The sequence below is a fragment of the Methylobacterium sp. FW102-HT35C08 genome, assembly GCF_058790235.1.
In genome coordinates this window covers 216,978-239,237 of the sequence record NZ_JBYTCL010000002.1, presented here as the reverse complement: position 1 = coordinate 239,237, position 22,260 = coordinate 216,978, and the positions used below count along the sequence as shown (strand labels likewise).

At 68.4% G+C, this 22,260-nt stretch carries 16 protein-coding genes and 2 pseudogenes; 8 read left to right on the top strand and 10 right to left on the bottom strand.

Annotated elements, in window-relative coordinates; genetic code table 11:
- Positions 1-24: 24 nt before the first annotated feature.
- From AC3WSN_RS01245 to AC3WSN_RS01220, 6 genes are all read right to left on the bottom strand, one after another.
- The gene (locus AC3WSN_RS01245; protein WP_492535805.1) at positions 25-3,198 is read right to left on the bottom strand and encodes an efflux RND transporter permease subunit; all 3,174 of its coding nucleotides are present in this window, start codon (positions 3,196-3,198) and stop codon (positions 25-27) included.
- Complete coding sequence (locus AC3WSN_RS01240) at positions 3,195-4,754, bottom strand: efflux RND transporter periplasmic adaptor subunit (RefSeq protein WP_492535803.1); 1,560 nt, start codon at positions 4,752-4,754, stop codon at positions 3,195-3,197. The genes AC3WSN_RS01245 and AC3WSN_RS01240 overlap by 4 nt, the downstream gene beginning before the upstream one ends.
- The gene (locus AC3WSN_RS01235) at positions 4,751-5,170 is read right to left on the bottom strand and encodes a FixH family protein (RefSeq protein ID WP_492535801.1); all 420 of its coding nucleotides are present in this window, start codon (positions 5,168-5,170) and stop codon (positions 4,751-4,753) included. Before AC3WSN_RS01235 ends, AC3WSN_RS01240 begins: the two co-directional genes overlap by 4 nt.
- Positions 5,171-5,242: 72 nt before the next feature.
- A complete protein-coding gene (locus tag AC3WSN_RS01230) occupies positions 5,243-5,683 on the bottom strand; it encodes a hypothetical protein (RefSeq protein WP_492535799.1) in 441 nt (146 codons plus the stop codon).
- 185 nt (positions 5,684-5,868) lie between these two features.
- Positions 5,869-5,964, bottom strand: a complete 96-nt coding sequence (locus AC3WSN_RS01225) for a hypothetical protein (RefSeq protein WP_492535797.1) — start codon at positions 5,962-5,964, stop codon at positions 5,869-5,871.
- 537 nt (positions 5,965-6,501) lie between these two features.
- Complete coding sequence (locus tag AC3WSN_RS01220; RefSeq protein WP_492535795.1) at positions 6,502-6,864, bottom strand: hypothetical protein; 363 nt, start codon at positions 6,862-6,864, stop codon at positions 6,502-6,504.
- A 445-nt stretch (positions 6,865-7,309) separates the two neighbouring features.
- Between AC3WSN_RS01220 and AC3WSN_RS01215 the strand changes: the two genes are divergently transcribed.
- Together AC3WSN_RS01215 and AC3WSN_RS01210 are read left to right on the top strand one after the other, a co-directional pair.
- Positions 7,310-7,504 (top strand): hypothetical protein, encoded by a 195-nt coding sequence (locus AC3WSN_RS01215; protein WP_492535793.1) that lies wholly within the window; start codon positions 7,310-7,312, stop codon positions 7,502-7,504.
- 438 nt (positions 7,505-7,942) lie between these two features.
- A pseudogene (locus AC3WSN_RS01210) lies at positions 7,943-10,746 on the top strand (PAS domain S-box protein).
- A gap of 64 nt (positions 10,747-10,810) precedes the next feature.
- On the opposite strand, the gene AC3WSN_RS01205 reads toward AC3WSN_RS01210, so the two are convergent.
- Positions 10,811-11,533, bottom strand: a complete 723-nt coding sequence (locus AC3WSN_RS01205) for a TetR/AcrR family transcriptional regulator (protein WP_492535791.1) — start codon at positions 11,531-11,533, stop codon at positions 10,811-10,813.
- Between the two features lie 103 nt (positions 11,534-11,636).
- On the opposite strand from AC3WSN_RS01205, the gene AC3WSN_RS01200 reads away from it, so the two are divergent.
- Entirely contained in the window at positions 11,637-12,494 is an 858-nt protein-coding gene (locus AC3WSN_RS01200; RefSeq protein WP_492535789.1) for an SDR family oxidoreductase, read from the top strand.
- A 275-nt stretch (positions 12,495-12,769) separates the two neighbouring features.
- On the opposite strand, the gene AC3WSN_RS01195 is transcribed toward AC3WSN_RS01200, so the two are convergent.
- Complete coding sequence (locus AC3WSN_RS01195; RefSeq protein ID WP_492535787.1) at positions 12,770-13,699, bottom strand: LysR family transcriptional regulator; 930 nt, start codon at positions 13,697-13,699, stop codon at positions 12,770-12,772.
- A 117-nt stretch (positions 13,700-13,816) separates the two neighbouring features.
- Between AC3WSN_RS01195 and AC3WSN_RS01190 the strand changes: the two genes are divergently transcribed.
- From AC3WSN_RS01190 to AC3WSN_RS01180, 3 genes are all read left to right on the top strand, one after another.
- On the top strand, positions 13,817-14,731 hold the full coding sequence (locus AC3WSN_RS01190) for an aromatic alcohol reductase (RefSeq protein ID WP_492535786.1): 915 nt from the start codon (positions 13,817-13,819) through the stop codon (positions 14,729-14,731).
- A 125-nt stretch (positions 14,732-14,856) separates the two neighbouring features.
- A complete protein-coding gene (locus AC3WSN_RS01185) occupies positions 14,857-15,420 on the top strand; it encodes a MarR family winged helix-turn-helix transcriptional regulator (protein ID WP_492535784.1) in 564 nt (187 codons plus the stop codon).
- Positions 15,417-17,090, top strand: coding sequence for an FAD-dependent monooxygenase (locus AC3WSN_RS01180; protein ID WP_492535782.1), 1,674 nt, complete (start codon positions 15,417-15,419; stop codon positions 17,088-17,090). The genes AC3WSN_RS01185 and AC3WSN_RS01180 overlap by 4 nt, the downstream gene beginning before the upstream one ends.
- Positions 17,091-17,204: 114 nt before the next feature.
- Here AC3WSN_RS01180 and AC3WSN_RS01175 read toward each other — a convergent pair whose 3' ends face one another.
- A complete protein-coding gene (locus AC3WSN_RS01175) occupies positions 17,205-18,722 on the bottom strand; it encodes an FAD-dependent monooxygenase (RefSeq protein WP_492535781.1) in 1,518 nt (505 codons plus the stop codon).
- Positions 18,723-19,394: 672 nt separating this feature from the next.
- Here AC3WSN_RS01175 and AC3WSN_RS01170 point away from each other — a divergent pair.
- The gene (locus AC3WSN_RS01170; RefSeq protein WP_492535779.1) at positions 19,395-19,580 is read left to right on the top strand and encodes a hypothetical protein; all 186 of its coding nucleotides are present in this window, start codon (positions 19,395-19,397) and stop codon (positions 19,578-19,580) included.
- A gap of 681 nt (positions 19,581-20,261) precedes the next feature.
- Here the strand turns inward: AC3WSN_RS01170 and AC3WSN_RS01165 are convergent.
- Positions 20,262-20,803, bottom strand: a pseudogene (locus tag AC3WSN_RS01165) (transposase); the annotation flags it as partial.
- 344 nt (positions 20,804-21,147) lie between these two features.
- Here AC3WSN_RS01165 and AC3WSN_RS01160 point away from each other — a divergent pair.
- Positions 21,148-22,197: an ABC transporter substrate-binding protein gene (locus AC3WSN_RS01160; protein WP_238198634.1), complete on the top strand. Its 1,050-nt coding sequence runs from the start codon at positions 21,148-21,150 to the stop codon at positions 22,195-22,197.
- The last annotated feature ends 63 nt before the right edge of the window (positions 22,198-22,260 follow it).

The window sequence follows — 22,260 nt, the reverse complement described above, 5'->3', positions numbered from 1 at the left end:
CTTCGATGCAGGTTGGGGGGCTCGCTACTCGGCGGCGGCCCGGTGGCGCGTCGGCTCCTCGACGGCCTCCGCCCGGGATTGGTTGCCCGGCGGCAGCGTCCAGCCCTTCACGAGCGCGTAGACAGCGGGGATCACCACGAGGGTCAGCGCGGTGGAGGAGACCATGCCGCCGATCATCGGCACGGCAATGCGCTGCATGACCTCGGAGCCCGAACCGGTGCTCCAGAGGATCGGGACGAGACCGGCCGTGATGGCGACGACCGTCATCATCTTGGGCCGCACCCGCTCGACCGCGCCGACCATGATGGCGCGGCGCAGGTCATCCCGCGTCTGGGAGCGGCCCTCCCGCCCGCAGGTGGCACGGACATCGTCCCAGGCATGGTCGAGGTAGACCAGCATGATCACACCGGTCTCGGCGGCGACGCCGGCCAGCGCGATGAAGCCGACGGCCACCGCGACCGACATGTTGAAGCCCATCCACCAGAGCAGCCACACCCCGCCGATCAGGGCGAAGGGCAGAGACAACATGACGATGAACGTCTCGGTGAGACGCCGGAAGTTGAGGTAGAGGAGCAGGAACACGACGAGCAGCGTCAGCGGGACCACGATCCGCAGCCGCGCCTCGGCCCGTTCGAGGTACTCGTACTGCCCGCTCCACTGGAGCATCGTGCCCTGGGGCAGCTTGACCTCGTCGGCCACGGCCTTGCGCGCCTCGGCGACGTAGCCGCCGAGGTCGCGGCCGGCGATGTCGACGAAGATGTAGACCGCAAGCTGCCCGTTCTCGGTGCGGATCGAGGTCGGCCCCCGTGTCAGTTCGACCTTGGCCACCTCGCGCAGAGGCACGGTGCCCCCGGCCGGCAAGGGCACTTGCACCTCGTCGGCGATGGCCCGCGGGTCCGAGCGGAAGGCGCGCGGGTAGCGCACGTTCACGGTGTAGCGCTCCCGGCCCTCGACGGTGTTCGTCACCGCCTGGCCGCCCAGTGCGGTCGCAATCACGTCCTGCACGTCGCCGACCATCAGTCCGTATCGGCCCAGCGCCTCGCGGTCCGGCGTGATGTCGAGGAAGTAGCCGCCGATCACCCGCTCGGCGTAGGCGCTCAACGTGCCGGACACGTTGCGGACCACCGCCTCGACCTCGTGGGCGACCCCCTCCATCTCCTTCAGGTCGGTCCCGAGGATCTTGATGCCGACGGGCGTGCGGATGCCGGTCGAGAGCATGTCGATGCGGGCGCGGATCGGCTGCGTCCAGGCGTTCGAGACACCTGGGAACTGCAGCGCGGCGTCCATCTCCGTCTTGAGGCTGGCGAGGGTCACGCCCGGCCGCCACTCCGCCTTCGGCTTCAGGGCGATGACCGTCTCGAACATCTCCATGGGCGACGGGTCGGTGGCCGTGTTGGCGCGGCCAGCCTTGCCGTAGACCGAGGCGACCTCGGGGAAGCTCTTGATGATCCGGTCCTGGGTGGCCAGCAGCTCGCCGGCCTTGGTCACCGAGATCCCCGGCAGGGTCGTCGGCATGTAGAGCAGGCTGCCCTCGTCGAGGTCGGGCATGAACTCGGAGCCGAGTTGCCGGGCCGGCCAGACGGTCGCCGCCAGCACGCCCACGGCGAGCAGGATGGTGAGCACCCGCGCCCGCAATACGCCGGCGATGAGCGGCCGGTACAGCCAGATGAGCAGGCGGTTGAGGGGGTTGCGGTGCTCCGGGACGATGCGCCCGCGCACGAACAGCACCATCAGCGCCGGGACGAACGTCACCGACAGGAGTGCGGCCGCCGCCATGGCGAAGGTCTTGGTGTAGGCGAGTGGCCCGAACAGCCGGCCCTCCTGGCTCTCCAGGGTGAAGATCGGCAGGAAGCTCACGGTGATGACGAGGAGCGAGAAGAACAGCGAGGGGCCGACCTCGCTCGCAGCCTCGACCAGGATCTCGACCCGCGGCTTGCCCTCGGACGCCCGCTCCAGGTGCTTGTGGGCGTTCTCGATCATCACGATGGCAGCGTCGATCATGGCGCCGACCGCGATAGCGATGCCGCCGAGGCTCATGATGTTGGCGCCGATTCCGAGTGCTCTCATGCCGGCGAGCGCCATCAGGATGCCGACCGGCAGCATCAGGATGGCGACCAGCGCGCTGCGGACGTGGAGGAGGAACACCATGCAGACGAGGGAGACGACGATGCTCTCCTCGACGAGCGTGTGCCGCAGGGTGTCGATGGCCGCATCGATGAGTTGTGAGCGGTCGTAGACCGGCAGGATCACGGTCCCGGCCGGCAGGCTTTTGGCGACCTCAGCGAGCTTCGCCTTGACCCCCTCGATGACGCTTAGTGCGTTCGCCCCGAAGCGTTGCAGGACGATGCCGCCGGCGACCTCGCCCTCACCGTTCATCTCGGTGATGCCGCGCCGCTCGTCCGGCCCGAGCTCGACCCGGGCTACGTCCCGCACCCGCAGCGGCGTGCCGCCGGAGGTCTTCAGCACGATATTCTCGATGTCGGCGATGCCCTTCAGGTAGCCGCGCCCGCGCACCATGAACTCGAACTCGGAGAGCTCGACGGTGCGGCCGCCGACGTCGGCGTTGCTCGACCGGATCGCGTCCCGGAGCTTGTTCAGGCTGATGCCCTGGGCGCGCAGGCGGTTTGGGTCGACCACAACGTTGTACTGCTTCACGAACCCGCCAACGCCCGCGACCTCGGCGACGCCTTCGGCGCGTGAGGCCCCGAAGCGGATCACCCAGTCCTGGATCGAGCGCAGTTCCGCGAGCGTCCGCTCCTTGGCCACCACGACGTATTGGTAGACCCAGCCCACGCCGGTCGCGTCGGGGCCGAGCGTCGGCGTCACTCCCGCCGGGAGGCGGCTCGCCGCCGCGTTGAGGTACTCCAGCACCCGGGACCGGCCCCAGTAGGGGTCGGTCCCGTCCTCGAAGATGACGTACACGAAGGACACGCCGAAGAACGAGAAGCCGCGCACCACCTTGGCCCTGGGCACCGTCAGCATGGCGGTGGTCAGCGGGTAGGTGACCTGATCCTCGACGACTTGGGGCGCCTGCCCCGGATACTCGGTGTAGACGATGGCCTGCACGTCCGAGAGGTCTGGGATGGCGTCGAGCGGCAGGGTCCTAAGCGCCAGGACGCCGGCCGCGACGGCGAACACCGTCCCGACCAGCACGAGGACGAGGTTACGAGCCGACCAGCCGATGAGGCGCGCGATCACGGAGTGTCTCCCCCATTGGCGGCCTGCCGGTCGTCCTTCGGGGCGGCCAGGGAGCGCAGCGCCGCCTTCAGGTTGCTCTCGGCGTCGATCAGGAAGTTCGCCGCCGTGACCACCCGGTCGCCCGCCGCGACGCCGGCTCGGATCTCGGTGTAGCCCTCGCCGCGGACGCCGACTTTCACCTCCTTCGGCTCGAATCGACCCTCTCCGCGGTCGAGAAGCACGACCTGGCGCTCGCCCGTGTCGATGACCGCGTCGTCGGGGACGGCGACGACCGGCTTGGCGTCGCCGGTGTCGATCTGGACGTCGGCATACATGTCGGGCAGGAGCGCGCCGTCCGGGTTCGGGAGCTCGATGCGCACCCGCGTCGCCCGGGTGTCGGGGTTCACCTGCGGGTAGATCACCGACACCTTGCCGGCGAACGCCCGGCCCGGGGCCGAGCGAAGGCGCACGGTGACGACCTGGCCCACGCGCACCGCGGCGAGGTCGCGCTCGGGCACGTCGGCCAGCACCCACATCGTCGAGATGTCGCCGATCCGGAACAGGGTGTCGCCGGCCGCCGCCTTCGTGCCCTCGATGGCGGTCCGCTGCAGGACGAGGCCGTCCCGGGGCGAGGACCACGTGATGGCCATCGGCACCTTCCGGGTGCGCTCCATCTCGTCGATGACGGCCTCGGAGACGTTGAGGTTCTGGAGCCTGCGGCGCGCCCCGTCGAAGCCCGGGTTGGCGATCAACTGGGCCGCGGCCGCGTTGATCTCGGGCGAGTAGACGTGGACCAGCGCTTGGCCCTTGCGGACGCGGTCGCCCGTGGTGACGTTCTCGACATGGTCGACGTAGGCGTCGGACCGGGTCGCGATCACGGTGACGCGCCGCTCGTCGAGGGCGACCGTGCCGGGCACGCGCACCGGCTGCGCCACGACCCGCCGGTCCACGACCTCCGTGCGCACTCCGGTGCGCTGGACCTTGCCGGGCGAGACGGTCACGACGTTCCCGCCCTCGTCCTCGCCCGCGTAGACGGGGATGTAGTCCATCCCCATCGAGTCCTTCTTGGGCGCCGGCGAGGTGTCCGGCAGGCCCATGGGGTTGCGGTAGTACAGGACGCGCCGATTGCCCCGGCGTGGCTCGGCCGCCCCGGCCGCCATCCCGCCCTTGCCCATGTCGTGGCCAGCCATGTCGTGAGCCGCCATCCCGGCGGGCATGGCCGTGGCCTCGGCGTCCTTCGCGTCGAAGCGCACGTCTTCGCTGGCGTGGACTGCGCGGAACTCCCGCCCGTCCCCCGTCACCATCGGCGCGAGCGAGTAGACCGGCTTCCCGTCCGGGTCCTGGTAGTACACGACCGGGCCTGACGGGACGGCGGGCTTTGCCGTGTCCGACCCCGGCGCGGACGGCATCAGATGCGCGAGGCCGTCCCGCGCCTTTTCCACGAGCGCGGTCGGCAGGCTCCCCGCCGCCCGGCCCGCGAGGTCGGACACAGCGGGGCCGTCGTGCCCGGCCCAATACCCGGCTGACCCCGCCGCGAGCGCGGCGAGGGCCCCGGCGAGCCATGCGGACCGGCTCATTTTGCGGCCTGGACGATCAGCTTGTCCTCGACCGTGCCGGTCTCGCCCTGGACCTTGGCGGCCAGCGACAGGCGCCAGCGGCCCTGCATGCCGAGATGGGCCTTGAACCGGTAGATGCCGGGCTCGGTCGAGGGCACCTGCTCGACCTTGGTGGCCATCTCCTCCATGGCGTCGGGGGCCATGTCGAGGCGCTTGGCGAAGACCACGGCGTCGGTCACCGGCTTGCCGCTGCGCTTGTCCACGAGCCGGACGGCGATGACGGCGTCGCCGACCTTGGCCTCCTGTTGGACGAGCTGGAACTGGTAGTCCTTGGTGTCCGCGAACGCGGACGAGGTCGGGGCCGGCACCGACAGCACGGCACCGAGCAGCGCCGCCGTGAGCGGGCGCGCGAGGGGGCTCTTCAACACGGGTGTCATCTCCTGAACGCGATGGGTGCCGGCGCGCGGGCGCGCGGCATCGTGCCGGCGTTCACGCCAGCGGCATCGGGTTCAGGCTCGGGGAGGCTCGGGTAGCGGCGTCCCGTGCACACTGGCGAAGGGGGCCGGCGCGGGCCAAGCCACGGCCGCCCGCATCCCAACGGGCGCCGGGAGGACGACCGCCGTGGGCAGGAGCGAGGCGACGGTGGCGAGGCACAGCGCCATCAACGGGCAGCCCTTGGCGCAGTCCGGCTTGGCCGCCTTCTCGTGCGGGCAGCATGGCATGTCGTCCATGGCCATGTCGCCCGCCGCCATGCCCGCCATGCCGACGTGACCCGAACCGTCGTCGGCCATGTCCATGCCGGCCATCGCGTGCCTGTGATGGCCGTGGACGGAGGCCGGCATCGCGGCGTGCATGCCCGCGGTGGCCGCGGGAGCGGTTACCGGCGTCAGGGTGAGGCTGAGGACCGCCAGGAGCGGGAGCAGCCGCCGAAGGGCGAGCCAGAGGTTCACGGAACCAGGATGCCAAATTTCGGGCCGGGGCGGAAGTCCGACCCGGTCATTCCACGAAATGTACGAGGACGGGTTCGGTTGCACCGGGGCCTGTCCGGTCGGGCATCACACCGGGACGGCCGGGAAACCGGCCTCGCCGATGGCCCGGGCGATCCGGTCGGCGGGACCCGATATCCCCGACACGGTCACGAGCTTGGCTGAAGGTCGACCTCGACCTGGGTGCCAGGCTCGACGGCCTGCACTGCGCGGGTCACGGACTTGGCGCAGCCGCCGCACCCCATCTTGTCGACATTGAAACGGACCCTGACGCTTTCCTCGGAATGGCGTCCCGACGAGATGAAAATTTCCTGCCGGGTGAACTCCCTTGGGGTTACTTTGGTATTAACTATGTTTGTCGTATTAACTATGTTTGTTCCGGTTTCGTCTCGCCTCGTGCAGGGTCATTCCGCGATTTTCAGGCACCGGTTTGACCCCGCAGAGAGCCCCACTCACCGGACTGCAGTATGGCTCAAAACTGCAGCAGCTTTGCGATTTGAGCTCGGGTCCGAGTTCGCCGGAGAGGTGATCCTCACCTGTCGTGCTTCGACGTTGTGCGTAACAGGTAACGCATAACACTATTTGTTGCGCGCGATCAGACATGCGACGTTGGCTGTTTAGCCGGTATAGAGCGTTTTCGGTCTTACTTGGATCATACCTTCATCAAGCGAAGCGCGGTCTCCCTCCCCCCTTATGGGGAGGAGGGCCCGTCGAGCCTCGTGATCCAGATCAAACCGAAACCGCTCTAGCGGGCTGCAACCGGATCGTCGCTTCGCGTACGCTCAAACCCTACTTCTTCCGCCGCCGCTCAGCGGTTGCGCCGCCTTGATCGGCGAACTGTCGAGCGAAGAAGGCCGCACCCTGGCAATCGCGACTTTAGCAGCCTCCGTCTCTGGGCCCTCACTGTATCGCCCCAGGATCAGCCCTGACCGTTCGGGGCCGACGATGAGCGCGATCAGGTTGCCGTCGACCACGGTCCAGTTCATCTTGTTGGTGAACCAGCGACGCCAAGAGCGGAAGTTTATGAGGCTGCGCCGCTTGCACTTGACCACGTCCGCGACGCCGAGGCTGCGACGGCCTGCCGCTGATGGCCGATGCCGGGCCGAGCCGGACCGCCCCGGGGGCAGCTCGATAGCATGCGGCATGACTGTTTGCTGTCGGGTCGGTTGATCTGGCGGTCGCGGCCTTCATTGACCCGGCGAACCGAACTGGGTGGAAGTTGGTGACACCCTGCCACGTGAGCCGCAGCGCCTAGGGATTGACCCCGCCGCCGCAGGCTGTTCAGGTGGGGCGGTGTCACAGGGGCACGGCACAGCGCGGGCGACGCGCCTAGGGTCTTAGCGTTCAGGATCAGCGACTTAGCGGCGAACGGGCTCCAGCTCCCTCCGTCTCCGCCATTCAGCCCATGCCGCCGTAAGTCCTTGTCACCGCTCAGCGGCGACTTGCGTCGAATGGGGCTATGACCCCGATTTGTACCCGAGAAACAGGTGTGGAAACCGTGTGCGCGGCGGCAGGAGGCATCCGCCGGAGGCCATAATAGGTGTTGTACCGCAGCTTCCAGCGGAGCGTCGGCTACTCGTCTGGCTTCAGATGGCGGTCCTCGCCGTCGGGACCTCCGAACGCGACGTGGTTGTTCAATCGACCCGAAAGCTCGAAGGCGTGCCCGAAGGCGGCGTTGACAGCCTCCTCGAAGGCGACTGTCGCTCCTGCTTTGGGCTGCCTTCTGCGGTGTGGAGTTACCAGCCCTCTTCGGTGTCGCTCGACACCGCAATCTCCGCCGCCTGACTGACGGGCCAAGCGCGACCGACCACCCCTGTACCTGATCGGGCAACTGGTCGCGCTACCCGATCAATCCAGGGCGACCGATTGAAAGCGGCTGCCATGATCGCAAGATGGGGTCGCGCGATGGGGTAACTTGAGGGTGACGGAGCCGCAGCGACTTCAAGCGTCGCCCTCTCGGTCCGACAACCAATCTTCGCCCACGCGTCTGCAGCCGTTGACGTAGGTTTCACTCGCACGGACAACCAAGCGGCTAAGGCTGGATTCGTGCACGAGTTGATGACTCAGACACCTTCGGCGCACGGTTGGGCCCCTGTCGGGGGTGGAGACCTCGGCGACCTCATCCGTAGCCACGACTGGTCGGGGACCCCGCTTGGGTCGATGGCCGCCTGGCCTAGCCCCGTCCGCACCATCGTCCAGACGCTCCTGCTCTCGCCCGTACCGATGGTGGCGATCTGGGGGCGCGAGGGTATCCTCGTCTACAACCAGGGCTACGCCGAGGTCTGCGGGCCGCGCCACCCGCGCGCTATGGGCGGACGACTGCTGGAGACCTGGCCGGAGGCCCGCGCCTTCAACGCCCACGTCATCGAGAGCGGCCTCGCCGGTCGGCCCCTCAGCTATCACGCGCAGGAACTCGAACTCTGGCGGCTGGGCCGTCCCGAGAGGGTCTGGATGGACCTGGAGTACACGCCCATTGTCGACGAGGGCGGCACGCCGATGGGCGTGCTCGCCAGCGTGATCGACATCACCGCGCGTGTGCTGGGCGAGCGTCGGATGGCCGCCAGCGAGAGCCGCCTGCTCTTCCTCGACCGCCTCGCCCAGGCTACCGCAGCCGCCCGCGACGCCGATGCCGTGCTGTCCACCACCACGCGGCTCGTCGCTGAGCACCTGGGCCTGTCCAACTGCGCCTACGCCGACATGGACCCGGACGGCGACGGCTTCACCATCCGCGGCAACTGGCACGCCCCGGACGCGCCCTCGATCCTGGGTCACTACAGCCTCGCCGCCTTCGGCAGGCTCGCGGTCGGCGAGCTCAACGCCGGGCGTCCCCTCGTCATCAACGACAACCTCGTCGAGATCGCGCCGCACGAGGCGAAGACGTTCCAGGACATCGGCATCGCCGCCACCATCTGCATGCCGCTGGTCAAGGACGGACGCCTCGCGGCGCTGATGGCCATCCACCACGCGCAGCCGCATCACTGGACGGAAGAGGAGCTCGGGCTGATCCGCGAGGTGACGGAACGCTGCTGGGCGCACATCGAGCGCGTCGGCGCCGAAGCGCGGCTGCGCGAGAGCGAGATCCGGTTTCGTGCCATGGCCGACGACGCGCCGGTGATGACCTGGATCACGGACGCCTCCGGCGCCTGCATCTACCTCAACCGCCGTTGGTACGAGTTCACCGGACAGACCGAGGCGGAGGGGCTCGTCCTCGGCTGGCTTGACGCCGTCCACCCGGACGACCGCGAACGCTCCGAGCAGGTCTTCTTGACGGCGAACGCGGGGCGGGAACCGTTCCGCCTGGAGTACCGCCTGCGCCGAAAGGACGGGGCCTACCGTTGGGCACTCGATGCCGCCTCCCCGCGGACCGGCACGCACGGCGAGCACCTGGGCTACTTCGGATCGGTCATCGATATCGACGAGCGGCGGGAGGCCGAGGCACGGCTGCGCACGCTGACCAACGTCGTGCCCGCCTTCGTCTGGTTCGCCTCACCCGACGGCCGCCTGCACTTCCTGAACGACCGCTGGTGCGCCTATACGGGCTTATCCCTGGAACTATCGCTGCCGGACGGCTGGACCGACGCGATCCACCCCGACGACCGCGCGCGCACAGCCGCGGTCTGGTCGGATGCGCGCGAGCGAGGCGTGACCTACGAGATCGAGGTGCGCTATCGCCGGCATGACGGCGCCTACCGGTGGTACGTGGCCCGGGCCGAGCCGCTGCGGGATCCCGGCGGCGTGATCACCACGTGGTTCGGGACCTCGACCGACATCCACGACCGTAAAGGCGTCGAGGAGCGTCTGCGCGAGTTGAACGAGACGTTGGAGAGCCGTGTTGCGGAGCGGACCTCCGAACTGCTCACGGCCGAGGAGGCGTTGCGCCAGTCGCAAAAGATGGAGGCGGTGGGCCAGCTCACCGGCGGCGTGGCGCACGACTTCAACAACTTGCTCACCATCATCCGTTCCTCTGTCGACTTCCTTCGCCGGCCCGAGTTGCCCGAGGCGCGCAAGGCTCGCTACCTCGACGCGGTCTCCGACACGGTCGACCGAGCCGCCAAGCTCACGGGCCAACTCCTCGCCTTCGCGCGCCGGCAGACCCTGGACCCCCAGGTCTTCAACATCGGCGAGAAGCTGCGGGCGGTAGCGGACCTGCTCGACACGGTGACCGGCGCCCGCATCCGGGTCGTCGCGGAGATCTCCGACAGCCCCTGCTTCGTGCGGGCCGACCTGAGTCAGTTCGACACGGCGCTGGTGAACATGGCGGTCAACGCCCGGGACGCCATGGACGGCGAGGGCTCGCTCACCCTTCGGTTGACCTGCGGGGGAACGCTCCCGCCGATCCGCGGCCACGCCGGGAGTACCCAGCCCTTCGCCGCCATCGCGCTCATCGACACCGGGGCGGGCATCGATCCCGAGATGCTTGAACGCATCTTCGAGCCGTTCTTCACCACGAAGGAGGTCGGCCGCGGCACGGGGCTCGGCCTGAGCCAGGTGTTCGGGTTCGCCAAGCAGTCGGGCGGCGACATCGCCGTTTCCAGCGTCGTCGGCGAGGGCACGACCTTCACGCTCTACCTGCCCGAGGTGGCGGCCGAGGCCGCGGAGTGGGAGGAAGCGGTCGAGGCCGCGGCGTCCCCGATCGGCACGGGGCAGCGGGTGCTGGTGGTGGAGGACAACGTTGAGGTCGGCACCTTCGCGACCCAGATCCTGGAGGACCTCGGCTACGAGACCACCTGGGCGGCCACCGCCGAGGAGGCGCTCGACCGGCTGGGAAGCGAAGGGGGGATTTCGACGTCGTGTTCTCGGACGTGGTGATGCCGGGCATGGGGGGCCTCGCCCTCGCCAGGGAGATGCGGCGTCGTATGCCCCACATCCCCGTGCTGTTGGCCTCCGGCTACAGCCACGTCCTCGCACAGGACGGGCATGACGGCTTCAAGCTCCTGCACAAGCCCTATTCGGCCGAACAGCTCGCGCAGCTCCTGCAGCGGGTGACGGCGCAGGTGCCGAGGCATGAGCGCAGGGAGACAGCCTGAGCCAGAGTCGGCAGGGAGGGTCGCGCCGAGGCATACCTCCGCGTGCCGGGCGGCGCGCGGATCCTCAGCCGGTGTCGGCTGGCCCCGACAGGCGGTTCAGCAACTCCCGCATGAGAAGGCGCTCGCCCGGCGTCAGCGCCTCGGCGTCATCGAGGCGGGCACCGAGACCTATCGCCAGGGATGCGAGGCTGGCTTCCTCCCGCACGGACATGTCGGTGGTGACCGCATCGAGCACCGCGTCGCGTGCCAGGGGCGAGAGCCGGGGATCTCGTTCCTCGCTCGGGACGGCGAGAAGGGTCGCCACGGTCCCGACGCCGGCGGCATGGATGAGTGCCACCGCTGACCCGACGGGTATGCGGAGCCGGCCGGCGCGTGCGATCCGCTGCACCCTCTCGCGCAGGATGGCGAGGCCCGCGAGCATGGCCGGCGACCCCGAGGCCGGCGCGCCCACCTCGTTCGTGATCGCGAACACGGCCGGATGGGACAGGCCGAAGGCGACGTAGGTGTCCCAGGCGTCCCGCAGGTCCTGCACCGGGTCGGGATGCGGCGGAAGCGCGGTCTTCCGCGCCATGAAGGCCGCCAGTCCATGCTCGGCCAACGCGTTCAGAAGGCTGCGCTTGTCGCCGAACAGGCGGTACAGGGTCGGGGCCTGGACCGATGCCGCTGCGGCCACGGCCCGGGTGGTCAGGGCCGCCACGCCACCGGTTGCGATCAGCCGGGACGCCGCCTCCAGGATCCGCGCCCTAGCATCTTCCGTCCCGATCCCGCTCGCCGGTTCGTCCGCCATGGCTTGCCGTACCACCGGGACGGCCACGTTGGTAGCGCCGTTTACATCATGCCGTTATCGATGTTAACAACCCGTTGTTTCCGCCGCTACCATGGTGCTCTCCATGATCGTTGTCACCGGAGCCAACGGCCAACTCGGCAGGGCCGTGGTCGAGGACTTGCTGCGCCGCGTGCCCGCCGAACGGGTGGTCGCCAGCGTCCGCGACGTCGGCAAGGCGGCCGGTCTCGCGGAGCGTGGCGTCGTGGTGCGGGAGGGGGATTTCGCCGACCCGGCCAGCCTGAGGAGGGCATTCGCCGGCGCCGATCAGGTCCTGATCGTCTCGGCCGACAAGCTCGGCGACGAGGCGCTCCGACTCCATCGAAACGCCATCGAGGCGGCGCGGGCCGTCGCTGTCGGCAGGGTCCTCTACACCAGCCACGCAGGGGCTCGGGTGGGATCGTCGTTCCTGCCCGCGGACCAGCATGCGGGCACTGAGGCCGACTTGGCGGACGGGGGCCCGGCGTTCACGTCGCTTCGCCATGGCTTCTACGCGGAGAGCTGCCTGCACATGATTGGCGACGCGCTGCGGACCGGCGAGTTGCGGACGCCCGAGGACGGACCCGTCGCCTGGACGGCTCGCGCCGACCTCGCGGAAGCCGATGCGGCGATCCTCGCCGGCGAGGGGCGATGGGACGGCATCACGCCCCCACTCACGGCCGGCGAGGCCGTGACCATGGCCGAGGTTGCGGCAATGGCGTCCGAGGCGATCGGTCGGGAGGTGCGCCATACGGTCGTCACCGACGAGGAATGGCGCGACGCGAGGATCGCGGGAGGGACGCCGGCCATCTATGCGGACATGCTGCTCGGGACGTTCCGCGCCGCGCGCCGTGGGGATTTCGCCATGACCGATCCGGCCTTGCGGACGCTCCTCGGCCGGGCCCCGCGGACGCTCGGGGAGGTGTTGGCGGCCGCCCATCCATGACGATCCGGGCCATCCCCCCCGTGCTGCCGGGGTCGACCGACACGACCGCGACCGTCACTAGCCCGACTCCCATGATCTCTGGCCGGCGCGCGCATGCCCACGTCGCAGGCTGGATGTAGCCCGGTCGAACCGCGTCGAACGCTGACGGTCCGTCTCTAAGGGCCGCGAACGATCGATTGCGGTCGGTCCATCCCAGGCATCAGGTCCGATAGCCCTCGAAGCCCGATACGGACCTGGATGCAGGGCCTGCACATCGTAGCGATGCATCCATCGAGCTACCGACGCCTGGGTGCTTCGACGATAGTCCGAGTGCCAAGCTCCGTGCCCGCGGCGAGGTGTTCGACGAGGGCATCGATGAAGGCCCGCACCTTGGCCGAGAGGCTTCGGTGGCTCGTGTACACGGCGTGTACGTCGAACGTGTCCCCCGTCAGCCCAGGCAGCAGCCGCACGAGTTCCCTGCGCGCGACGGCCTCGGCGGCCACGAAGTCCGGCAGTCGGCCGATCCCCGCCCCGCCGACCAAGACCTGCCTCAGCGACATGGGCTCGCAGATCGCGTTTCGCGGCCGGACCTCCAGCCTTTCGGCCTCCCCGCCCGGGGCGGTATAGGACCACGCCGCCGGGCGGGTGAGGCCTGCGATCAACGCGTGACTGGCCAGATCGGCGACCTGCCCCGGCGCTCCATGCGCGGCGAGGTAGGCGGGGCTCGCACAGGTCCACATCTCGGTGGACATCAGGCGGCGAGCGATGAGGCCGCTATCGGGCAACGGGCCCACTCGGATGGCGAGGTCCACGGCCTCGACGGGCAAATCAACTACGCGGTCCTCGACATCCAGGAGCAGCTGGACCTCCGGATGCCGCGCAAGGAAGCCGGGCGTCATGGGTGCGACCAGCGTCATGGCGAGCGTGAACGGCGCGCTGACCCGCAGCGTCCCCCGCGGCGTGCCGCCGAACCCGTCCATGGCGGTGCCCGCCTCCTCGACGTCGGCGAGGATGCGGGCGGCGTGCGGGCGGAATAGCAGACCGGCTTCCGTGAGGCGGAGATGCCGTGGTGAGCGGTCGAGCAGGATGGCGCCGACCGTCGCTTCGAGGCGGCTCAAGGAACGGCTGACCGTCGACTTGGGGACGGCGAGGGCGCGAGCCGCCTGCGACAGGCTTCCGAGATCCGCCACACGGACGAACGCCCGGATATCGGACAGCTCCATCATCGTTCCGATCTCGCAACGCCACGTTTCAGTCAGGGCATATTATGCTCCGATGCGGAACGATGTAACGCTCGATCTGTCGGCCCGGCAGGGGCCATGGTGGTGCCCGGAGGTGGATCGATGACCGGATCGGACGAACGCGACGGAAGCGCAACGACGGTCGTAGTGGCGGGCAGGAGCGGTGACCTCGGCGCACGCATCGCTTCGGGCCTCGCGCGGCGTGGGGCCAATGTGCGCGCGCTGGTGCGCCGGTCATCCTCCGCGATCCCGGCGGATACCGCCCATGGCATCACGGCGGTCGCAGTGGACTACGACGACGAAGCCTCCCTCGTCTCCGCCTGTCGCGGTGCGGCCTGCGTCGTGTCGGCGCTGAACGGGTTGGAGCCGGTGATACTCGGGGCGCAGGGGCGCCTCCTCGACGCGGCGGCCCGGGCGGGGGTACCTCGCTTCATCCCCTCGGACTTCTCCCTCGATTTCACGCGCACGCGTCCGGGCGACAACCGCAACCTCGACCTGCGCCGCGCCTTCATAGACCGGGTTGACCGCTCGCCGATGCGGGTCACGTCCGTGCTGAACGGCGGTTTCACCGAACTTCTGGCCGGTGGTGCGCCCATCGTACTGCGGGGGCCGCGCCGGATCCTGTACTGGGGGGATCCCGACCAGCCGTTCGACTTCACCACGAAGGACGACGTGGCACGCTACACCGCCGAGGTCGCGCTCGACGAGGCGGCCCCCCGCTTCCTGCGCATCGCGGGGGACGTGGTCAGCCCGAGATCCCTCGTCGGACTGATGACGAACGTGACGGGACGAGCCTACGGGCTCTGGCGCGCTGGCGACATCGACCGGCTCGGGCGGCTGATCCGGATCGCGCGCGCCCTGACACCGGGGAAGCAGACGGTCTTCCCGGCATGGCAGGGCATGCAGTACCTTCGCGACATGGCCAGCGGACGCGGCAAGCTCCATCCACTGGACAACGACCGCTACGGCCATTGGCGCTGGACCCTCGCGCGGGACGTGCTCTCCGCCCGTCCCTGACGAGGCGGATGCGATCCGGCTGCAGCGCGGGAAGTGCTTGGAACCCATCCCCATCGGGCTCGTTTAGTGGCCAAAATGACAGCCGACTGTCATTTCGGTAGCCATCTACGAACTCGGAGCGCATCATGAGCCCTGCGGCAGGAACGCCCTCGGAAGATAGCCTCCGAACACGCCGCGCGTGGTCGGGTCTCGTCATCGACGTGTTTCGCTTGAACGGCGACCTGATCGAGGCCGGCGACGCCTTGGTGCGGGACCTGGGCCTGACCAGTGCCCGCTGGCAGGTCCTGGGCGCCATCGCCCTGTCCCCGGTCCCGCTGCCGGTCGCCCACATCGCCCGCAACATGGGCCTCGCCCGCCAGTCGGTGCAGCGCGTCGTCGACGACATGCGCGAGGACGGACTGCTACGGCTCGAACTTAACCCCCACCATCGCCGCGCGCCCCTCGTCGCGATGACCCCGCGTGGCGAAGCCGCCTACGAACAGGCCACGGAGCGCAAGGACCTCTGGGCCGACGTCCTCACCGAAGGGATGTCCCCGGAAGCCATGGAGGCCGCCGGAACCTTGCTGCGAACGCTGCAGCAGCGGATCGGTGTCTCTCAAGGAGACTTCGCAACCATCGCCGCCGCCTCGCGGAAGAAGACCCAGGAACGAATCGCGCCTCCGCCACGCAGGGCTACGACGCCGACGTGATCGTCGTCGGTGCCGGGCCCATCGGCCTGACGACGGGCAACGCCCTGCGCCATCACGGCGTGTCATGCCTGATCCTCGAAGAACGGACCGACGTGAAGGCCTACTCGCGGGCCAACAACCTCTGGGCGCGCCCGCAGGAGCTGCTCGCCGGCATCGGCCTGCGCGACCTGCTGGCCGAGAACAGCTACGCGATCCACACCATCAACTTCTTCGTCAACGGCACCCCGACGACACCCATTCCCATCGCTGACGTCGCCACCCCTTACCCCAAGGTCCTCTACAGTGGGCAGGACGTGATCGAGCGAACCCTGACAGACACGTTCGAGACACGCGGCGGCCGGCTCGACCGGGGCTGCCGGGTGACCGGCGTCGAGCAGGACGAGGCGGGCGTCACGGTGGTGCTACGGCGCGGCGAAGACGGGCCGGAGGAGCGGCGCCGCTGCCGCTACCTCGTGGCGGCCGACGGTGCGAAGAGTGCGATCCGGCCGATGCTGGATCTCGACTTCGAACCGGAGCGGCTGCCGGATTGCATGAACCGGCAGGTCGACGCGAAGCTCTCCTGGCGCCGCTCGCAGGAGCCCAATCAGCTCTGGTTCTTCTACTACGAGCGCGGCTTCGCCGGCATCCTGCCGGTCTGGGGCGGATACCATCGTTTGTTCTTCCTGGCCGACGACACTGGCGTACCGGACCGCGACCCGACCCTCGACGAGATGCAGGCGGTCGCGCGCGAGGTGACGGGCGACGAGACCCTGACCCTGTCGGACCCGCAATGGCTCACCCGCAGCCGATTCCAGTACGGCGTCTCCCCGGGTTACGCCCGTGGCCGCGTCTTTCTGGCGGGCGACGCCGGACACCTGTCCCTACCCATCGGCGGGCAGGGCATGAACGCGGGCCTGCACGACGCCGTCGAGATCGCGTGGCGCCTTGCAATGACCCTGCGGGGCGAGGCTGCGCCGGTCATCCTGGACTCCTACGACGGCGAGCGGGGCGGCGAACACGCCCGCCTCAGTGCTCAGCAGGCGCGCGGCTTCCGATGGACCGTCTACCGCGGCCGGGTCACCGATACGGTCCTGGGCCTGGCCGCGAAGGCGCTCCCGAACCTCGGCTCGCTCCTGCAGGGCACGGACGACATGCAACAGATGGGTGTCGAGTACCCGAAGAGCCTCCTGAACGAGGACCGCCTGTCCGGCCTGGCGACCGTGCTGCGGCCGGGACCGAAGCCAGGCGAGCGCGCACCGGACGCAGAGGTGACGCATCGCGGCGAGACCACGAGCCTGTTCCCGTTCCTCTACAACCCGGACGGCCACACGACCGGCTGGTCGCTCCTGTGCTTCGACGGCCGGTCATCCGACGCGGGCGCCTCGCTGCTCGATGCAGCCGACGCCGTCACGCCATGGCCTTGGGTGCGGCCGCGCCTCGTCCTGGCGGGCCCGCCGGTCGACGATGCGGACGTCCCCGTCCTCTCGGACATGGACGGCAAGGCCCATGGCGCCTACGGCCTGGAGGGCCGCCCGGCGCTCGTGCTCGTTCGCCCGGATGGCCACATCGCCTTTCGCGGCGACGCCGACCGGACCGACCGGCTAGTCGCATACTGCCGAAGGGCCTTCGGTGCGGAGATCGCACGGGCAACGAGCGAACTCGCCGCCGCGCAACAGCCCGGTCACGCGTGAACGACCGCGTTGGGTCGGAACCGAGATGGCTGCTTGGGGTGGTTTCCAGCCAGACCGCTCTGGAGCGGAGACCGCCTCGGAGCGGACATCGCTGAGGCAGGTCACGTGGCTCGGTCAGTCGCCGAACCAGGGCGTCATAGCTCGGCTGACGGTCGCTTCATCAACAGCTGTCTCGCTTGCCCAAGCGACGATCCCGTCTGGCCGTACGAGGATGGCCCGCAAGCCCAGTCCATCCCGCGCGTTCGTTGCGACATAGCTGATCTTCTTGGACTTGCGGCACGCAAAGGTCTGATGCGTTGCGCCTGGATCGAATTCCAAGAGCAAGCCTTTGCCGCCGCGCAAAAGGCTGCCGACCCTCTGTCCATCGTTCAGCACGAAATCGGGAACGCTGTGTCCTACCAAAGGATGGCTGCCGCTGAGGTCGTAGCGAAGCGAGACGCCCCACACCCGCTCGGCGAAGTAGGTTGCGCCATCCGGCGTCTCGGTCAGGTCGCGGATGATGGCTTCAAGCGCGCGCGAGCTTCGGCTCGGCCTCATCAGCGCGACCTGGGCCCGCGACCAGTCAAGGATACGGGCGCCGACCGGATGCCGCTCGCGCTCATAGCTGTCGAGGAGGTCCATCGGCGCATCGCCGTGGATCGTGGCGGCGAGCTTCCAGCCCAGGTTCATCGCGTCGCCGAGCCCGAGATTGAGGCCCTGTCCGCCCAGCGGGGAATGGACGTGCGCCGCGTCACCGGCCAGCAGCACCCGACCGTTGCGATACGCGCTCGCTTGGTAGGCCCGGTCGGTCCAGGTGGTGGCAAGTTCGAGCTTCGTCACCGTAACATCGGTGCCTGAGATCCTGCGCAGGACAGCCTCGACGTGTTCGCGCGTGATCGGGGCGGAGCGATGGAATGCGCCTCCGTCGAAATCGGCCATCGCGATCGTGCCGGGCGGGGTGAACAGGTACATGCCCTGCGCGGTGTACTGGCGTCCCGGCATGAGCGCGTCCGCGCCGGCCAACTCGGCCTGGACGGAGTAGCCGGTGAACTCGGGCTCGGTGCCCGTAAAGCCGACGCCGGCCGCCTTGCGCACCGTGCTGCGGGCCCCGTCGCAGCCGACGAGCCAGCATCCTCGAAATGATTGGCCGCCTGCCTGGACGACGACGAACTCGTCCGTCTGGGTAAAGCCTTCAACACCCCTGCCCCGCAGGACCGTGACGCCCGACGCCTCCGCTCGCGCGCTCAGGACAGCTTCGATGCCTGCCATCTCCGCAGCCAAGTTGCTGACGGCGCCGGGTAGGCGATGGGTCCAGCGCGCGGTGTCGATCCGATCATGGAAGAACTGGATGCCGGCGAAGTGGCCGCCCGGACGGCGGGTTTGCTTCATCCAATGCGCCGTCCCTGGCGTAGCACGGCTGGCCGCGTGAGCTTCGATCGCGTTCAACAGGCCCCGGCGATCGAGGCTTTCGATGGTCGGAACTGAGAGGCCGCGCAGTCCGAACGGGGCGTATTTCAACGGTGAGGACGGATCACACGCCTGTTCGAGGACCAGCACGGAGCACCCGGCAAGCGACAGCTCGCAGGCGAGGAACAGGCCCACGGGACCAGCGCCGGCGATGATCGTGTCATAATGCGTCGGTGAAGTGGGCATGGTCGGGCTCCCAAGTCGATGTTCGACCGGAGCGTTTCCCGAACCCGAGACCCACGCGGACGAACGGCCGGACGCGCGAGGGCGTCGTTCGTTCGTCGTGGGGGTCCGCAGCACGGGGCCAAAGACCAGAGCTTTCGTTACCGAAAGGACTTGGGCTTACCAAACCAAGTCTGCCTTTTCCGACATCGCAACGGTAGCGCGCTGGTGAACGGGATGCAACGGCTAAGCTACGCCGGTCCAAGCATCGTGATGTCAGCAGGTCCGCTTCCGGGTATCGTGTTGCGTTCGCCCACCGTCTGACATGGGTCGGTAGGAGCTCGTCCGCTTTTCTGGCAGCTTTTCTCCGAAGCGGGCCAGCCGGTTTCGGCCAAGTTCGGCCGACGCTGATGATTCCCTGGGCGTCCGAGAGGGTGGATATCCGCCGGTCTGCTTTTGAGCAGCGGATACATCGAGGCAGACAGGGCCGCGGGGACCGCTCTCAATCTGGCTCGGACATTCAGAGATGATCCGCCGCCTCAGCCGAACTCCTTCGCGGTCGCTATCCACAGCGTCGTGGCGCCCCCACTTTGAGGCGACTGAACCTGTGAGATCTCCTGTGGGATGGCTCGGCCGTCGACGGGAGAGAAGCTCATGCCTACACCTCGACGACGCCCTTTCGCCGTTCCGAAAGCGATGAAACAGGATCGCTTCAATGTCCTCGTGCACCTCCTCGAAGCCGCATACTGGTTCGGAATAATTGCGGCGCTGATGTTGGAAGACGTAGCCCTATGGGTATGGGGCGCGACCGCCATCATCGTCGTTCCGTTTTACGCCATCGTCACGGTAGCGGTGCGCTCTCGCCTCGGTATCCTGCAGTGAACTGTCTGCTTCCCACACCAAATCGAGGTTGCCGGTTGGCCGACGAACGGCCGCTTGGGAGAGGCGTCATAATCGGTCTGGGCAGGTAGGTTGGATCGTGATCGGAACGGCGGCTTGGGGTGATCTGATGCCGGTGCGCTTCCGGACGGCGGATGTATGGGAGCGGACATAGCCGCGGGAACCGCTTAGGGCCCTACGCTGGAGCCCGAAACGTCTGATTACAGGCTACGGGGAGGCAGAGATCTCTGGCCGGGATGGGAGTCCGGCACGCCACGGGCAGGCGGCCCTGCCGCCGAAACTCCTGCACAACCAGCCTCAGCCGAGCACATCGCTAACGCGAACGTGCTGCTGTGCGGGTGTTCGGGGAGCACGCACGCAAACGGCATTAGAATGGCGTGGCGGAGTCGCACCCGCACGTACCTTGAGCCTACTAAACGGCATCCACAGCCCGTCTGGCGTCGCTTTCACGCCGACCATCGCGGTGCCGTCGCGCTGATTGTGGATCGGCGTTGAAGCGGGACCCCCGACCAAAGCCAAGGCAGCGCGTTGGTATCATTCGCAAAATCGAGGAGAAAGCGGGATTCCGGTCGGCGCCGATCGAGACCCTACCTCTCGACGAAAAACGGCTGTTTGTTGAGGACGTTACCATCCTGCAGAGAGGGGTCCCGACTCGGCGCTCATCCGCCAGATGGGCTGAACCCGGTCCTTGCCCACCCGCCAGCCGTCTGCCTGCAGCAGCGCGGTGACGCGGCGGTAGCCATAACGCCCGTACTCGGACGCCAGGGCGATGATGGCCTGGGTCAGTGCATCCTCATCGGCCGGCACGGTCGGCACGGTGCGTTGCGTGCCGCGGTGCTGACCGACGATCTGGCAGGCGTGACGTTCCGAGAGACCGTACGTCCCCCGGATGCCGACCACTGCCTGCCGGCGTCGCTCGGGGGCTACAAGGTTCCCGAGGCGACGTCCGCCAACACCTGACCCACCAAGGACAGGTCAGCTACGAGCCGGCGTAGCCGCGCGTTCTCGCGCTCCAGGTCCTTCATCTTCCTGGCTTGGTCGACCTGGAGGCCGCCGTACTCCCTGCGCCAGCGGTAATAGCTCTGCTCGGAGATCTCCGCCTCCTTGCACGCCAGCGCCAAGCTCTTGCCCTGGGCTGTCTGCACCTCGATCTGGCGCAGCTTCAGCACCACCTGCTCCGCGCTCGTCTTCTGACCTCGCCGCATGTCCGACGCCTCTGGTCCAGGCCGATCCTCTCAATCAGCCCGGTCCAAAACCAGCCGGTCAGGTCACCGTAGGCGAACCCGGAACCCAGAACCGCGACGCGTGCCCAGCTTTGCGTCGACGTGGTCACAGCCGCGCCGTCGTCGCGAGCGGACCGCGTGACGCGCGTCCAAAGGGTCCACCGGCTACCGCCTTGGGCCGCCCGGCCGCCTGCACACGCGACACCGATCCTTCTGTCATATCTGAATACAGCATCCGCCTACCCGCCGATGCCCTTATGCAGTAGCGTCAGAATGTCATTCCGCCGGCGAGACCGGCTGGATCATCCTTCCCAGACGAGGGCTGCATGCGTTCCGGCGACACCAAGACAGATCGTTGCGGCTCCACCCGGCGGACACTCCTCCGGGCCGGCCTCTCGGCCGCCGCCTTCGGAGCGCCTCTGATCCGGTCGGGCGCCGCGCGCGCCGAGGCGGGCGAGCTGCGTATCGCGAAGCAGCCCGGCCTGTCCTACCTGCCGGCCGTGATCGCCGAGAAGCTCGGCCTCGTGGAAAAGCACGCCAAGGCTGCCGGGATCGACAACCTCCGGGTGACGTGGACGCGCCTGACCAATGGCGGCGCCAGCAACGACGCGCTGCTGTCCGGCGGCGTCGACATGGTGATCAGCGGCGGACCGAACATGCTGATCATGTGGGGCAAAACGAGCGGGCGGGTGAAGGGTGTCGTGGCGACCGGCGCCCTGCCGATGAAGCTCGTCACCAACAACCCGAACGTGAAGACGCTGGCGGATTTCGGACCGGCCGACCGGATCGCGGTCCCGACCATCCGGGTCGGGACGCAGCCCGTGGTGCTGGGGATCGCCGTCGAGAAGGAATTCGGGGCCGGCGCCCTGGAGAAGTTCAACGCGATGACCGTCGGCATGGGTCATCCCGACGCGATGATCGCGCTCCAGAACAAGAACAACGGCGTCACCGCGCACTTCTCGCAGCCGCCGTATCAGGACCAGGAGCTCGCCATGTCGGGCGTCCACGAGGTCCTCGACTCGGTCGCGGTAATGGGCGGCCCCCTGACCAATGGCTGCGTCTACAGCACGACGACCTTCCACGACGCCAATCCGAAGGTCATCGCGGCGTTCGTCGGCGCGATCAAGGAGGCCATCGCCCTGATCGACACGGACAAGCCGGCCGCGGCCAGGATCTACCTGGAGGTCAACAAGGAGAGCATCTCGGCGGACGCCCTCGCGGCCCTGATCGCGCGGCCCGGCATGGTGTTCTCCGCGGCGCCGCAGAACCTGCTCCCGGCCGCCCAGTTCTTCTCGCGCGCCGGCTACATCAAGCAGAAGCCGACCAGCTGGAAAGAGTTCTTCTTTGACGAGGTTCACGATCTCCCCGGAAGCTGAGATCGTCAGAGCGCGTCAATCAGGTTTCCGCCGGAGGGCCGTTCACCGAGTCCAGCGCCGACA